The organism is Pantoea sp. XY16 (assembly GCF_025153065.1).
GTDB lineage: Bacteria > Pseudomonadota > Gammaproteobacteria > Enterobacterales > Enterobacteriaceae > Pantoea > Pantoea alfalfae.
In genome coordinates this window covers 66454-82517 of sequence record NZ_JANZNP010000005.1, presented here as the reverse complement: position 1 = coordinate 82517, position 16064 = coordinate 66454, and the positions used below count along the sequence as shown (strand labels likewise).

At 56.6% G+C, this 16064-nt stretch carries 11 protein-coding genes; 6 read left to right on the top strand and 5 right to left on the bottom strand.

Annotation, left to right across the window (positions count from 1 at the left end; all coding sequences use genetic code 11):
• Window positions 1–11 precede the first annotated feature (11 nt).
• The 3 genes from N1689_RS08140 to N1689_RS08130 all read left to right on the top strand — a co-directional run bounded on the left by N1689_RS08140 (window position 12) and on the right by N1689_RS08130 (window position 2507).
• On the top strand, window positions 12–1253 hold the full coding sequence (locus N1689_RS08140) for a protein-disulfide reductase DsbD (protein ID WP_260058517.1): 1242 nt from the start codon (window positions 12–14) through the stop codon (window positions 1251–1253).
• 71 nt (window positions 1254–1324) lie between these two features.
• On the top strand, window positions 1325–1879 hold the full coding sequence (locus tag N1689_RS08135; protein WP_161734687.1) for a sigma-70 family RNA polymerase sigma factor: 555 nt from the start codon (window positions 1325–1327) through the stop codon (window positions 1877–1879).
• On the top strand, window positions 1866–2507 hold the full coding sequence (locus tag N1689_RS08130) for a DUF1109 domain-containing protein (RefSeq protein ID WP_222925846.1): 642 nt from the start codon (window positions 1866–1868) through the stop codon (window positions 2505–2507). The genes N1689_RS08135 and N1689_RS08130 overlap by 14 nt, the downstream gene beginning before the upstream one ends.
• An 82-nt stretch (window positions 2508–2589) precedes the next feature.
• Here the strand turns inward: N1689_RS08130 and N1689_RS08125 are convergent, their stop codons facing one another.
• Window positions 2590–3741 carry an MFS transporter gene (locus tag N1689_RS08125; RefSeq protein ID WP_260058516.1) on the bottom strand — a complete coding sequence of 384 codons (1152 nt, stop codon included), beginning with the start codon at window positions 3739–3741 and terminating at the stop codon, window positions 2590–2592.
• 120 nt (window positions 3742–3861) lie between these two features.
• On the opposite strand from N1689_RS08125, the gene N1689_RS08120 reads away from it, so the two are divergent.
• Both N1689_RS08120 and N1689_RS08115 read left to right on the top strand, forming a co-directional pair.
• Window positions 3862–4632, top strand: a complete 771-nt coding sequence (locus N1689_RS08120) for a DeoR/GlpR family DNA-binding transcription regulator (RefSeq protein ID WP_161734612.1) — start codon at window positions 3862–3864, stop codon at window positions 4630–4632.
• A gap of 156 nt (window positions 4633–4788) precedes the next feature.
• Window positions 4789–5199: a GFA family protein gene (locus tag N1689_RS08115; RefSeq protein WP_260058515.1), complete on the top strand. Its 411-nt coding sequence runs from the start codon at window positions 4789–4791 to the stop codon at window positions 5197–5199.
• 16 nt (window positions 5200–5215) lie between these two features.
• Here the strand turns inward: N1689_RS08115 and N1689_RS08110 are convergent, their stop codons facing one another.
• Window positions 5216–5701: a DUF1641 domain-containing protein gene (locus N1689_RS08110; protein WP_260058514.1), complete on the bottom strand. Its 486-nt coding sequence runs from the start codon at window positions 5699–5701 to the stop codon at window positions 5216–5218.
• Window positions 5701–8673, bottom strand: coding sequence for a formate dehydrogenase subunit alpha (fdhF, locus tag N1689_RS08105; protein ID WP_260058512.1), 2973 nt, complete (start codon window positions 8671–8673; stop codon window positions 5701–5703). The genes N1689_RS08110 and fdhF overlap by 1 nt, the downstream gene beginning before the upstream one ends.
• 798 nt (window positions 8674–9471) lie before the next feature.
• On the opposite strand from fdhF, the gene N1689_RS08100 reads away from it, so the two are divergent.
• The gene (locus N1689_RS08100; protein ID WP_161734604.1) at window positions 9472–10092 is read left to right on the top strand and encodes a response regulator transcription factor; all 621 of its coding nucleotides are present in this window, start codon (window positions 9472–9474) and stop codon (window positions 10090–10092) included.
• Window positions 10093–10120: 28 nt separating this feature from the next.
• Here the strand turns inward: N1689_RS08100 and N1689_RS08095 are convergent, their stop codons facing one another.
• Entirely contained in the window at window positions 10121–15661 is a 5541-nt protein-coding gene (locus N1689_RS08095; protein WP_260058510.1) for an AAA family ATPase, read from the bottom strand.
• On the bottom strand, window positions 15661–16044 hold the full coding sequence (locus tag N1689_RS08090) for a response regulator transcription factor (protein ID WP_161734598.1): 384 nt from the start codon (window positions 16042–16044) through the stop codon (window positions 15661–15663). The genes N1689_RS08095 and N1689_RS08090 overlap by 1 nt, the downstream gene beginning before the upstream one ends.
• Window positions 16045–16064 lie beyond the last annotated feature (20 nt).

The window sequence follows — 16064 nt, the reverse complement described above, 5'->3', positions numbered from 1 at the left end:
GCAGGTACACCATGCTGACTGCGATTGTAGCCGCCTTCCTGGGCGGCATTATTCTGAACCTCATGCCCTGCGTGTTTCCGGTGATCTCACTGAAAGCACTGAGCCTGATCCGCCACCACGAATCACCCTCCCACGCCCGGGCAGAAGGCCTGGCCTTTTTGCTCGGCGTCGTGGTGACGATGGTTGCCCTGACCGCCGTATTGCTACTGGCCAGGGCGGGCGGTGCCTCGGTGGGCTGGGGATTTCAGCTGCAATCGCCGCTGGTCATTGCAGCGCTGATTCTGGTGATGCTGGGTTCAGCACTAAATTTGCTCGGTCTGTTTGAAGTCGGACTGTCGATTCAGCGGGTTGGCGAAGTGGGTGGCGATCGCGGAGGATTAGTGGGTTCAGCGCTGACCGGCGCGCTGGCCATCATTGTCGCCACTCCCTGTAGCGCACCTTTCATGGCCAGCGCAGTGGGATATGCCCTGACTCAGCCTCCGCTGGTGAGTGTGGTGATCTTTATATCGCTGGCGCTGGGCTTTGCTGCGCCCTTTACCCTGATCTCATTCTTCCCGGTGCTGGCGAGAATATTGCCAAAACCGGGCGCCTGGATGATCACCTTAAAACAGGGTCTGGCGTTTCCGATGCTGGGTGCGGTGGGCTGGCTGATCTGGGTACTGGAACGTCAGGCGGGATCGACTGCGCTGGCCGCGATTCTGGCCTGCTGCTTACTGTTTAGTTTTGCTGCCTGGCTGTATGGCATGGCGCAGAAACGCCGTATGATGGGACAGCGTCATGTGGTAATGCATGTTGCCACCGCGTTCTTTCTGGCGCTGGTCGTGGTGCCGTTGTTGAATATCAACAGTTTTGCCACGGGACCAGCTGAGACGGAAACCACCTCACCGGCTGCTGCAGCGGTGGCCTGGTCGCCCCAGAATGTTGACGCAATCAAAGGCCAGGGCAAGCCCATCCTGGTGAACTTTACCGCGTCCTGGTGTATTACCTGCCAGGTCAACGATCGCACGTCGTTGTCGACGCAAGCGGTAAAAGCAGCCATGGCGCGTACCAGCACCATTTACATGGTCGCGGACTCGACTAAATACAATCCCGATGTTGAACAGGCGCTTAGCGATTTCGGACGCGGTGGATTACCCCTCTACGTGGTCTACCCGGCTGACGGTGGTAAACCCGTGGTACTCCCGCAGGTGCTGACGCCAGGCATCGTGATTTCAGCGCTGGATCAGGCAACGGAAAAAGGAAAGAAAACCTGAGACGATTGATGAAACGATGTTCTGCTCCGGTATCAGCACACGGCGACAGTGTGCTGACCTGCTGATAAATGATGTCAGACACTGATCAACGCGCACAGCACTGGCCAGCCTTAATGGCCCGGGCGCAGGCGGGCGACAAAGCAGCCTATAACCAGTTACTCAAAGCGATGGTTCCGGCCATCCGGGCACTGGTGCGCAAAAAAATGCGTGACGAGGGGCTGGTTGAGGATGTGATTCAGGAAACGCTGCTGGCAATCCATCGGGTGCGGCATACCTACGATCCGCAGCGCCCGATCTTGCCATGGGTAGCCGCTATCGCCTCTGCCCGAACGATTGATACGCTGCGCCAGCATGGTCGTCGTCAGGAGGTTCAGGATGATGAGGCGCTGCAGCAGCGGCCCGCTGAAAGTGCAGAAGCCTCAGCCGATGCCGATATTCTCTCAGGCTATCTCGATACCCTTCCGCTACGTCAGCGGGAGATCGTCGAATCCGTGCATCTGCGCGAGCAGAGCCTGGCGCAGGCAGCCGCTGAAACCCATCAGTCTCTTTCTGCCGTTAAATCCCTGTTGCATCGCGCAATGGTCAACCTTCGTAAATATGGACGGGGTCATCATGAGAAATCATGACCAGTTAATTAATCAGCTCAGCGCCTCCGCGCAGCCGGTGCAGCGCGTCTGGCCCACCGCCTGGCGCGTTGCGGGCTGGATCGCGCTTGCTCTGCCTTTTGGCGCACTGACCAGCTGGGCGTTTCACAGCAGGTTTACTGACTGGAGTCAGCCTGGCGCATGGCTGGCATTTATCGCCGTACTGCTCTCTCTTGTCATCGCGGGCAGCACGCTGGCGGCTGCGTTTACGCTGAGTATCGCCGGCAGAAAACCAGTCAGCCTGCGCTGGCCGCTGATGCTGGCAGTGATGTGGCTGGGGCTGAATCTGATCAACATGTCATCTGAAACCACGTCTGCGGGCGCAAGCCGCTTTGGTGAAGGGATACATTGCTATCTGTTTATGCTGTCGGCCAGCGCGCCGATGATGCTGATGTCCGTGATCGCCCTGAAGCGCACCCGTTCACTCTATCCCGCGCGCAGTCTGGCGCTGAGCGGCTGTGGCAGTGCGTTTACCTCATCGATGTTGCTGTCGCTGTGTCATGACACCCATCTGCACGCCATCGATTTTTCTATGCATCTGGCTGCGGGCATCACCATCGTGGCGCTGACGGTGCTGGCGGGACGCCGCTGGGTCAGGCTGGGAGAGTAATGGCAGGCCACTTCCGTTCCTCCTGAAGATTAATCCGCGCCCCGTTCAATGAAAGTCTGTCAGGAGCGCGGACTGGGTAATTTTATGCATTCTCCCCCGCGCGGCTACGGCCCAGATCCAGGGTCAGAGAGACCGCACCGACGATCAGCATCAGCGCCATAATCAGTGAAAACGAAAAAGCGAGATGCGTGTAATGCGCCACGTAGCCAATCACGGCTGGCCCGCTCAGTACCCCCAGGTAACCCAGAGTAGTAATGGCAGGCACGGCGACCGCCTGCGGCATCACCCTCTGACGTCCGGCGGCGGTGAACATTACCGGCACGATATTGGCGCAGCCTGCGCCGACAAGGGTGTAGCCCAGCAACGCCAGCGGCCAGGAGGCGATAAAGGTCACCATCGCCATGCCAGCGGCGGCAATCAGTGCGCCACCCAGTACTACAGGCAGACGACCCAGCGACGAAATGATGCGATCGCCGGTCAGACGCGCCACGGTCATCGCAATGGCAAAGCAGGTATAGCCCAGTCCGCCCAGTGATGCCGGCATGGCCCGGACGTCGGTCAGATAGACAGCACTCCAGTCCAGCACGGTGCCTTCGGTCAGGAAGACGGCAAAGCAGATGATGCCGATAATCAGTACGCTGCCGCGCGGAACAGCAAATACCGGGCCTTCAGCGGGGTTCGCGTAGGTCAGTAAACCCGGTGCGCTGACCAGCGTCATGATAATCACCGCCGCTACCGCCAGCAAACAGCCGGTGAGCACGCTAAAACCCATCGCCAGCAGCAGCGTCATAAAGCCCGCCCCGGCAATGCCGCCCACACTGTACATGCCGTGAAAGCCAGACATCACAGGCTTCGCCGCCTGCTTCTCCACCAGGATCGCCTGGATGTTCATGGCGCAGTCGGTCACGCCGATGCCGATGCCAAAAACCAGCAACGCCAGCGCCAGCAATAGCGGGTCGCTGAGCACCGACAGCCATGGCGTACTGATGATGACCAGCGCGACAGCGACCAGAATCACCCGGCGGCAGCCAAAGCGGCTGGTCAGCCAGCCCGTCACCGGCATCGCAATCAGCGCGCCGACGCCAAGACAAAGCAGCAAGGTGCCGAGTTGCGCCTCATTAACGCCGGTATTGCCGCGGGCGAAAGGCACAATCACCGCCCAGGTCGCGGTTATAAATCCAGCGATAAAAAAGATAATGCGTGTTGCCAGTGTGGAAGAGACGTTATTAGCCATTGCATTCCTTTGAGGGATGTCGTGAAGAGCTGACAGGACTGAGAGATCGCTATTGACTCCCTGCCCGGCAGTGAACGATTATGCTCACTATAGCTCGATTTTGAATTATTTGAGGTTTATATGCTCGATTATGCAGCTTTCCCGCAGCAGCGACAAGCGCTGATTCGTGAGATATTGAAGGACAAAGGACGTGTGGTCTGCGCTGACCTTGCAAGGCAACTGGCCGTGTCAGAGCACACTATCCGCCGCGATCTCCATGAACTCAGTAAAGAGGGTTTATGTAAAAAGGTCTATGGCGGTGCGGTGTTACAGCTGCAGGAGGCGGGCAGCTTTGTCAGCCGGAAAGCTCACGATCACGCAGCAAAAGCCCTGATTGCGCAGCGCTGTGCCAGCCTGGTGAAAGCCAATAGCTGCATCTTTGTTGATGCCGGTACGACCAATCTGGCGCTGGCACAGGCGCTATCACCAGATTTGAATATCACCGTCGTCACCAATGCGCCCGATATTGCTGCGCTACTGATCAACCATCCTGCTGCGGAGGTAATTATGCTGGGCGGGCAGATACAGAAGAGCACCGGCGGCGCGGTCGGGCAAACCGCGATCAACCAGATCCAGGGGATTCTGTTTGATCAGGCGTTTATTGGCGGCTGCGCCATGAGCCCGGAGGCCGGGCTGACCGGTTTTAACTATGCGGATTGCGAATTCAAGAAAGTCGCCATGGCGCAAAGCAATCAGGTCATTGTCGGGCTGACAGCGGATAAAATCCCCGCAGTAGCGCGATTCAGCGTGGCGAAATGCCGTGAAATCTCAACGCTCGTCGTGGAAGAGAAGCTCGATAAAGAACTGCTTGAGGCGTTTGAAGCGGAAGAGATGATGCTTATTACTGTCTGATACGGCGTGATGAAATAAATCATGTCGCAGGCGAACCCGATAAATGCACACTGCCCTGGCTATACTAATGGTCGACAAATCCGCACCCGATGCTGCCAAATCCTAGGCTTTGGCGTAGGCTGAAAGCTGGTTGGTTTCACTACACAGGAGATCAGGATGCAAAATGAAATGACAGCGCAATGCCACTGTGGCGCGGTGGCGTATCGGGTGACGCTGAAGGATGGATTTCATTCGGTGCGCCGCTGCAACTGTTCGTTTTGCCGGATGCGCGGCGCGGTGGTGGTATTTGCGACAAAGGTGGAGCTGATCCGGGGTGAAGCGCAGCTCACCGAATATCGATTCAACAGCAAAGAGGTGGGCCACTACTTCTGTTCGGTTTGTGGCATTTACACCTTTCATCAGAGCCGCTCACAGCCCGATCAGTTCGGGGTGAATGTCGCCTGCCTTGAGGGGGTTTCGCCGTTTGATTTCACCGATGTCCCGGTCTCCGATGGTATCAATCATCCAAAAGATGGCGGCGCGGGCGGTGTAGCCGGTCATCTGATCTACACCCCCACGCAATCCTGAACGAACGCAGGCTGAACTACTCCCGTGTGGGCTTGCCACTGAAGCGGGTAATCGGCTTCTGCTCTTCACGGTCAATCTGCTGTGAGAAGACCTCCAGCGCGGCGAAGATCGGGCGCAGTCCACGCCACAGATCTTCATCATTGAGCAACCGGATGATGCCGCGGATGCCTGGCGCGGCTTTTTCCTGACGCGCTTCATCGCGCGCCGGTTTAACCGCCATTGCGGCATCACGAACCGCCAGCAGCATATGATTAAAACTTTCTGGCGGCACACTGCCCAGCGTCATCATCAGTAGCGAGAGATTCTGTAGCGCGTTCTGCGTACCCGGCTGATTAAGGCCCGAAACCAGGATTTTCCCCACCTCGCTATTTGATTTAACCAGGTCGTTCGCCAGCCGCAGAAAACCGTGCTGGTGGAGATTTTCAATCAGCTCATCCATCGCTTCGCGTGCGGTTGGCTCAGTACGTGTCGGCGTGACCTGATATTTCATCCGTTCTGCCATTAAAATTTCTCCGGTTTGTCTACGTGTTCAGGCGGTTCACGGTAGCCTGCCTGCTGCCATTTTTGTTCAATCGGCAGGTGATCCAGCGGGGTCCGACTGCCGTAACGGAAGTTGTGTAACGGCAACGGATTGGGCTGCGTCCGCCGTTCGATTCGCTTCATGTTCACGGCAAGCTCTTTATAAGCCGGTGTGTTGACGTCGGGATCGTGATGTTCGCCGGTCAGCGCGTTGACGCCATCCTTACCATGATGAATTGGCATAAACATGACGTTGCCCGCCACGCGTTCGGTGATAACAACCGGCACATCCAGCGAGCCGCGCCGTGAGGTGATGCGCACCCATTCTCCTTCCGTCAGCGCGCGCGAGGCAGCCAGTTCCGGTGAGATCTCAACAAAGGCATTAGGTGACAGCGACATCATGCGGCCACCCTGACCGGTCTGGTTCATCGACTGAAAATGCTCCAGCATCCTGCCGTTATTCAGCAGGAGATTGTACTCTGCATCCTCCTGCTCGGCGGGTGGCTGCCAGCTCAGCGGATAAAGCCGGGCTTTGCCATCCGGGAAATTAAACCGTTCCGTGTAGAGACGCGGCGTGCTTTCACCTGCGGCATTGACCGGCCAGAGTTGCGACTGCCAGCCGACCAGTTGCTCATAGCTTACGCCGGCGAAAATATCTGCAATGCCCGCTGCTTCCGCCATGATCGCGCCCGGATTCGGGTAATGCCACGGGTGACCGAGGCGCGCGGCGAGTTCGGTGAAAATCTGCCAGTCGGGACGACAGTCGCCCAGGGGTTTCATGGCGGGCGAGAAGTGCTGGATGCGTCGCTCGGTGTTCACAAACGTCCCCTCTTTCTCCACGCTGGGCGCGCCGGGTAACACCACATCGGCAAACTCAGCCGTGCGCGACATGAAAATGTCCTGAACCACCATAAATTCCAGTTTGGTGAAGGCGGCATGCACAGAATCTGAGTCAGCATCCGCAAAGGCGGTCTCTTCGCCGGTGATATACATCGCGCGGATTTTACCTTCACCCGCCTCCTGCACCATTTTGAAGTTATCCGCGCCGGGCTGGTCGGAGAGTGCCTCAGGCGCGATGCCCCATGCTCGCGCCCATTTCTCCCGCACCGCCGCGTCAGTGACTTTTTCATAGCCGGGATAGAGATTGCTCAGGCAGCCGAAGTCGCTGGCGCCCTGCACATTGTTGTGTCCGCGCATCGGGTATCCGCCGGTGCCAGACCGGCCATAGTTGCCGGTGACCAGCAGCAGGTTCGACAGCGCCGTGCTGGTGTCGGCACCGTGGCTGTGCTGGGTAATCCCCATCGCCCACAATATGCAGGCGCTGCTCGCCTGGCCAATCATCTCCGCCGCCTCTGTGAGTTCGGCTTCGCTCAGGCCACAGATCTTGCTGGCATAGTCGAGCGTAAATGCATCGAGCGAAGCGCGGTACTCTTCGACTTGATTAACCCGCTGTGACAGAAACGCGTCATCGGCATAACCGTGATCGAACATATATTTCGCCATCGCTGAGGCCCAGACGAGATCGCTACCTGGCCGGATGCGCAGATAGCAGTCAGCCCGTTCCGCCATTTCGTGACGACGCGGATCGACAACCAGCAGTTTCTGTCCGCGATGTTTATGGCTCTGTTTGATGTGCGAAGCGATAACCGGATGGTTCTCGGAAAGGTTACTGCCGACCAGCACAATCAGATCGGTTTCCTGCAGATCTTTTATTGTTCCGGCATCGCCACCGTAGCCCACAGTCCGAAATAACCCTTCTGTGGCCGGGTTCTGACAATAGCGTGAAGAGTTATCGACATTGTTGGTGCCGAAGATTAAACGGGCGATTTTCTGGGTGAGATAGGCTTCTTCGTTACTCGCTTTACTGGAGCCAATAAAGCCTATCGCGTCACCGCCATAGTTCTGCGCAACACCACGTAATCCATCGGCAATCCGCTGTAATGCTTCATCCCAGCTGGCAGGCCGGAAGCGGCCATTCTCGCGAATCAGCGGCGTTGTCAGGCGTTCCGCGCTGTTGACGAAATCCCAGCCAAACTTGCCTTTAACACAGGTGGAAATACCATTGGCTGGCGCTTCGGCGACCGGCTGAATTTTCAGGATGTGACGATCGCGGGTCCAGATTTCGAAGCTGCAGCCCACGCCACAATATGTGCAGACTGTTTTGGTGCGTTTGATTTCAGACTGGCGCAGCGCCACGTCAATTTTTGACACACCGGTAATTGGCTCCATGCCGATACTGTTTTCCAGCGTTTTCACAAAGTCGATAAGCGGACGCTTCAGCCCTTCATCCATCGCGGTGAACGGGCCCGCATCGGGCTGCATCGTTTTTTCCAGCAGTGCATTGCACGGGCAGACCGTAACGCAGTGCCCACAGCTGACGCAACTGGAGCCGGCGATTTCCGTGCCGCCATCCCACAACACGCGTGGGTGCGCCTGGGTATAGTCAATCGAGAGCGTCTCGTTGACCTCTACATTCTGGCACGCCTCGACACAGCGACCACATAAGATGCACTGGTCAGGGTCATAGGTGTAAAACGGATTGGAGTGATCTTTCGCGTAAGGCTTGGGCTGATGAGGATAGTACTGAATCGGAATGTGCATATCGGCTACTGCGTTATGCAGCGTACAGTCGCCGGTGTTGTGTTCGCAGACGGTGCAGTAAAGCTCATGACGATTAAGCAGCCTATCCATACCCTCCTGCTGCGCGGCTTTCAGCACACTGCCCTCACTCCGGACCGACAAACCCTCTTCAGTACGAAGCGTACAACCGCGAACACGCTCGCCATTAGCATCGACCCAGCAGACATCACAGCTTTGTAGCGGCGTTAACGCCGGGTGATAACAGACATGAGGCAGTTTTTTCCCGTGAGCATCCAGAAAATCGATAAGCGGTTGATCAGCAAATCCTTCTAATCGTTCACCATTGAAAAGAATGGTGCAGTAATTTTCACTCATATGAGCCTCATGACGACATGGCGGATAGCGCTGGGCTGGAAAATGTCCCCAAATTTAAAGGGTTACTTCACAAGCTTAGTGAGGATTATCAGCCGTGCCATGAATACCGCTACGCTTATTGAGGTTAATCGCTGACAGGTAAGGCTTTTTTAAAATGTAATGACTTCTTACCGGATGAAATCAGGGGTTTTTTATGACAAAACCTTCGTGATAATGACAAAGGGAATCTGAATGCTGCTTAGCAATGATCACTCTGTTGCCTGATTCCTGATACATTTATCCGCCAAATGTATGTTGTAACTATAAACTGACTTTTTGTTGTGTATCGCGTGAATTGCGGCGCTGTTCAGTCTGAAGTGAGTTAACCACTGATTGTCAGTTACCGTGCCGCTTATTCCAGAGATGAATTACACACTGGCATAAACTTATTACGGCATTAAAAAAGCGAGGCAGATTTAATCCGGTGAGCAATTTTATGGACTATTTCAGCGTATGGCGATCACTATTCTGCTGGCCGCAAGTGAGCGCTCTGTTGATTACACAAATATGGCGCTCAGCTTATAGTCCAATACCCAGCAGACCGGAATGACGGCACACAGCCCACAGAATAACGCTCACGTTTTAATCATATCTATCAGTAATTTATCTGATTATTAACATGCTGTTAATTATAAGATGATAATGATAACTGTTATGGTAATATCCTGTTAACCCTGCCGGAGGCTCACTGTTCAGGGCCTCTTTACGCGTCATGTTTAATTTAATTATCAGTAAAACTCTGGCTGGAATGAGGTCCCTATGAATCCCATCGTATATATTGTTGACGACGACGCTGCTGTGACTTCAGCATTACGTAATCTGCTCACCGCCGACGATTACACAGTTATCACGTTTTCATCGGCAGATGATTTTCTGGCTCATGCATTCACTCCCCTTCCCTGTTGCCTGATTCTGGATATTAATCTTCCCGGCGCAGATGGATTCGATGTCGCACAGGCTTTGCTCGATCGCGGTTACACGATCCCCACCATCTTTTTAACCGGTTTCGGGACCATTCCGGTCACAGTGCGGGCGATGAAAACCGGCGCTTATGAGTTTCTGACTAAACCGGTTGATCCCGATCATATGTTGCAGGCAGTAGCGGAAGCGTTGCGCATCGCTGAACAGAATATGGCCGCCTCTGAGGAGCGGCGAGAAATATTCCAGCGGCACCAGACCCTGACGCCGCGTGAAAGCGAGGTGATGCTGCTGGCGATTAGTGGCCTGCTCAATAAGCAGATTGCCGCCGAAATGGGCGTCAGTGAAATTACGGCTAAAGTCCACAAGCGGCGAGTGATGGAGAAGATGCATGCGCGCTCGCTGACCGATCTGGTGCGTGCGGCTGAGCGGCTCAATATTGATCATACCCGCCGTCGCTAAAGCCACGATGTAAAGCTGGCCCACACGCTTATTCCAGTGGCAGCGTAAACCAGAAACGGCTGCCGCCTTCTGGCCGGTTCTCTGCGCCTAACTCTCCGCAGTGCTTTTTGATGATCCCTTTACTGATGGTTAATCCCATGCCCATGCCGCTTTTCTTGGTGGTGTAGAACGACTCAAAGATCCGGTCACGCACGCCATCAGGCAATCCGCAACCGCTATCCAGCACCTCAAATCGCAGCGTTTCAGCCGTGGGATTCTCTGAGGTGAGGCGCAGCAGGGCCGCGCGCGGTAAATCATCGGACATGGCATCGATAGCATTAATGACCAGATTGAGCAGCACCTGCTGAATCTGAACGCGGTCGCAGAAAATATCTGCCCTGGCCGCCTTGAGTTTCAGTTCCAGTGAAATGCCCCGCCGTTCCAGCTCGATCCGGGAGAGCGCCAGAATATCACGGGCAATCAGATGCAGGTTTTCTGGCGCAAAGCTCGGTTCATGATTGCGGGTCAGCGCCTGCAGACCGCGAATAATCTCTCCGGCACGTTTACCCTCTTTAATGATCTCGTTCAGACTGCTGCTGGCATTTTCCAGCATCAAGGGTTCACGCTTTAACCAGCGCAGGCTGGCACCCGCGTTAGCCACGATTGACATCAGAGGCTGGTTAATCTCATGGGCGATGGAAGCAGTAAGCTGCCCGACGGTGGTGGCGCGGCTAACCCGAGCCAGGTCCGCCTGCGCCATACGCGCGCTATCTTCTGCCTGACGCTGTAAAGTGATATCCGAAATGGTGCCGAAATACTCTTTCACCTCCGGGAAATTGTCCACCGGTTCTCCGATGCCTTTAATATAGCGGCATTCCCCGTCCGGCCTGAGTATACGGAACTCAGCCTGCATACTGCGCCCCTGGCTGACGCTAAGCGTGACCAGTTCACTGATGCACGCATGATCATCGGGATGAACGCGGGTGAGAAAGTCAGCCATCGACAGCCCTTTTTGTTCAGCTGGCAGGCCAAGAATGCGACCATATTCTTCAGAGACCATCATCATGTCCTCTGTCAATTCCCAGCGCCAGGTGCCGGTATGGCTGATCTTCTCGCCGAGCATCAGCGAGGTTTTACTGGCTCGCAACTGCTTCTCAACCCGCCGCCGATGAGCGTTCTCCTCCAGCAGCTCTGCGTAGAGCCGTGCGTTTTCCAGCGAAACGGCCGCCTGCGCACTCAGGGTTTTTACTATATGGGAGTGCTCAGCAGTAAACGCGTCGGGCATCAGGCGGTTCTCCAGATAGAGCACCCCGACCATGTTGGCCTGCCTGAACATCGGGACACACAACACCGCTGCGCCTGAAGCCACCAGATAGGGATCCTGGCTGAAGGGACTGAACGCCGCCGGTTTGCCGGTGCGTATCTCCTGGCCTGTTCGGATCACCGCTGACAGCACGGATAAAGGCAGGTCGGACGCGAGAGGTCGTTCTTTAACAATCTGCACACGCACCCCCTCTGCCATGCTCTCTGCCCAGGCCTGCGTCTCCGGCAGATTGCCATCCAGAATCCGGATGAGCCGACAGCGCTGAGCACCGGCCCGCTCCAGCAGCATGCGCATCAGGGTATGTATCAACCGATCAAGGTTGATCTCCTCCGTCAGGGCGCGCACGGCGGTCAGCACGCTCTCCATGTCATAGAATGCGGCATCCTGGGTAAACGGAATTGTCGCCAGTGCGCTGTTTTGCAGCGGCGCGGACAGATGCGGATAGCGCTGCTCCAGCTGGCGCACCATTGCCTGCGCGCCCCAGTTTTCCCAGCTTGCCATTGCCGCTTTAATCCAGGCATCTGCGGCGGTGTCCAGCTGTAAGGCTTTGCAGCAGCGACCCGCCAGCTGATTCGCCAGCGCATGGATGTGCAGATAGCCCGCCTGTCTGGAGAGACGAATGGCCTGTTCATACTGCTTCAGAGCGTCGCCCGTGTTGCCCGCCAGACGCGCGCACTCTGCCCTGAGCAGAGCATATTTGTCTGCAAACAGACCAGGATTGAGGTCAGCCCAGTCAGCAAACTTGTCGAGATGGCCACGCAGCACATTGCTGTCAGCCGCTTCAGGCTGGTGACTCAGTGATAATGCGCTGTAGAAATGAAAATCCATCAGATAGATATAAGCGGGCACTGCGCTAATCAGCGGACGAATATCCTCAAAACAGCGCAGCGCCTCCCGGTATTCAGCCGCAAAGAAATGCGCCATTCCCCGATAGAGACCGTCCCAGAACCGCACCATCGCTTTAGGGCCGGATATCGGCCCCGGCTCACTGCCCGCTACCAGCGGCAAAGAGGCGACGCGATCCTCTGCCCTGAATCCATTGCTATTACGCAGTTGCATCACCAGTTGCTTCTGCATAACGAGCACGTTCTCGACGTCGGGATAATACGATTTGCGGGTAAACGCCAGTCCACGCTCAATGGAGGTCAGCACCGACTCAAGGTGGTCGCCGCGTGTCAGCGTGTTCATGATCTGATGACGCAGCGAGAGGCAGGCAAAAGAGCGGTCGCCATGCATTACCGCCACGCGAAAGCTTTCGCGGGCACACTCCACGGCGACATCCAGCGGCTGTGTCCAGATCCCTACCTGATCCAGTGGCAGCAGCGTGCGTGCTTTGTAGCGGATAAAGTTATGCTCTTCCACCAGCGCACGCGCCACCCGGCCACAGTCATAGCTAAACTGCCAGGCCTGATAGCGGTCGCCAGTCAGCACGCTGAACCAGGCAAGGCCAAACGCAGAAGCCCCTGTCATGCCCTGGTCCAGCGTCATCTTCAGCATCCGGCAGACCAGCATCAGATGCAGCTGCGGGCAGTCGTAGGCGGAAACAAAAATTGTGCTGGCCATCAGGTTCAGCACCGACTCCGTTTCGGCATTGTTGTTCAGCGGCAGCCGTGAAAAAGCGGTCTGCGGGGAGTCACCAATCCGCGTTCTGAGCGACAGCCATTCGGCGTCGATCTCCGCGTCATTCGGATTACGGTTGAACTGCTCACCAAAAACCGCCAGCCAGGCGAGTGCGGTTTCCAGTGCCAGATGATTGTCAGACTGGCGCATATGAATTTCAGCAGAGAGACAGGCAGCCCTGGATTTTTCACTGAGCTTTCCCGGCTCACGCAGCAGTCGGGTGCAGAGCGATTGTGCGTTGCTGAGATTACCGTGCAGAAACTCGCACTCCGCCTCATCAAGACCCAGCATAAAGTCATTGCCGGTCACCATCCGCTGGCTAAGTCGCTGGGCGGTGCGCAGATAGCGCAGCGCCGAGAGATAGTCCCCCGCACGTTTCGCTCCCTGTGCAGCGCGCAGACAGAGCGGATAATACCGCTCACGCTCTGCGACACTCAGCGGCAGTTCAGCAATCATGCCAATGTGATAAACCGCGCGGAACAGTGTTTCACCGTTATCCGCCGTCACCACCGCGTCTGACAGCCAGGCCGCCGCCTGCTGGTGAAGATGCTGTTGCTGCCGGCGGTCGGGCAGCGAAAATGCCGCGTTGTGAACCCGATCGTGGGTAAAGGCGTAGTTACCGCCCGTCAGGGTGATAAAACGACCACTGACTGCCGGTTCAAGCTGCTGCTGAAGCCGTTTAACAGGGGTTCTGCTGATATGACTTATCAGGGAGAGTTCGCCGCTGGCGCCCAGGCAGGCCAGATCGCCCAGCAGCTGCCGCGTTATCTCCGGCATCCGTACCAGCTGATTCAGCACCAGCGTTGCCACATTGTCGGTGTACTGACGCGTACTCAGTGTCTGGCTGTCGTAATGCCATTTCAGCGGGTTCTGACGAAAGTAAATGACCCCATCGTCCACCGCCTGACGAAAGAACTCCTGCACAGAGAGTGGATTGCCGCCGGTTTTGTCGAAAATAATCTGTGCCAGTTCGCGATGGCCGCCGGGACGGGTATGCAGCCTCCCCGCCAGCCAGCGACCGATACTTTTCACGCTGAGCGGCTGTGGCGTCAGCGCCACGGCCCGCGCCGCGGATTCTCTGATCCGCAGTAGAAAACCGGCAATCATCGGACAGGGCATTGATTCACCCTCCCGGAAAGCGAGCACCAGCATAAAAGGCAGATGTTCACTACGAATAATCAGCGTTTCCAGCAGTTGCAGCGTGGCATTATCTGCCCAGTGAACATCATCAATCAGCATCACCAGCGGGCGACCCGGCGTGGCAAAAGCCTCAATCAGCGCACACGCCATCTGGTTAAACTGCTCGCGGGCGTCCGGAGCATGGCGCACCACGGGCGACAGTGTCCGGATATTCAGCAGCTGTTTTAATTCGGGTACCAGTTCAATGGCTAAATCGGTATACCCGCCCAGTAACCGCAACAGTCGCCCCCGCCATTTGCTGACTTCCGGGGCGGACAAACCCAGCAGATAGAGCGTGACCGTGCGAAAGGCGGAGGCGATTGAGGCATAGGGGGCGACTGGCGAATGCTGATCGGCCTTGCTGGCGGCCAGCAGAATCTGTCGGTGCTGCAGGTTTTTCAGTGCGGAGGCGATAATGGCAGACTTCCCGGAGCCGGGCGCACCGCTCAGCATCACCAGGCTCTGCGTGCCGCTGCGGTTGACCGCCTCAAGCGTGGTCAGTAACAGGCGCGCCTGCGGATGCTGCGTGAACAGCGTTTCGGGCCGGAAACTGCTGCTGAACCGCTCCTGCAAACCGGGCGTAAACGGCGCAATGGTGTTTTCCGCTGAGAGGGTTGCCTGACAACGGCGCAGATCGGCCATCAGTCCCTGCACGGTCTGATACCCCTCTGCGGGCGACTTTGCCAGCAGGCGCAACAGAATCACCGAGAGCATCGGCGGCACATCCTCTCTGACCTGATCGGCGGGACGGGGGGCGGTAGCAATGTGATGATGAATCCACTCTGCTTCACCCGCTTCTGCTGATCCAAACGGCAGTCTGCCGGTCAGGTACTCATACAGCACCACACCCAGGCTGTAGAGATCGCTGAGGCTGCTGACGGGATGCGGTGTGCGGCCGGTATGCTCAGGAGACATATAGGCCAGCGTACCGCCTGAGGCGCGCAGGCTGGTTTTGTCCGCCGACTGCGCTGCCAGCGAGGCCAGTCCAAACCCGCCCAGGCGGAAGCGCCCATCGTCAGTGACAAAAAAGTGACCCGGCTTGATATCCCCATGCACGATACCCTGATGATGCGCCTGACCGAGCGTGTGGCAGAGCTGCAATGCCACCTGCAGGAAGTCGGCGATGTTTTCAGGTGGAGTGGCGAGATTGTGAGCCAGAGTACGAAACGGAAAGCAAGGATAAATCAGGGCGTACCGATTGTGATAACGGGTGGTGCCGGTGGCGGTGATTGCCCAGCGCGGTGAAAGATAGCCCGCCAGCGCACGCTCATTTTTAAGTCGCTGCGTCGCCTGAAAGGTGACCTCGTCACTTTGACCCGTAGCGATAATCAGGGATTCACCAGAGTGGCAGCGCGCCAGTATCCAGAGCAGGCAGCCATCCTGCGCCAGCGGTGTCAGCGTGTCGAAGTGGTCAATCGCGATCCCTGCGTCGTCACCTTCCTGGACATTAACCGAAAGCATGCTCATCAGCGGGCTTCTCCCCTGGATAACTCGCAACGGATCAGTGTCAGCAGCGTATCAACATCAATAGGCTTTCGCAAAAACGTGACCGCCCCCAGGGCGATGGCATACCACAGTGTTGTTTCTTCCAGATCTGCTGAGATAAAGATGACCGGGGGCAGCTCTGTCTGCTGTTTCAGGAGGACAAATAGCTCAAAACCGGACATGCCCTTGAGTCCGACATCAATAATCAGCAAGCCCGCCTCTGAAAGGGCATTGTCATCGCTCAGGAGCGCCTCACCGGACTCATATAAGCGCGTCGGGTAGCCGTCTGAGTGCAACAGATTGCTCAGTCCACTGCGGACCGCGCGTTCATCATCAACAATGATAATACGCTGTGACAGCGCCATGCAGTTATTCTCCGGAACGC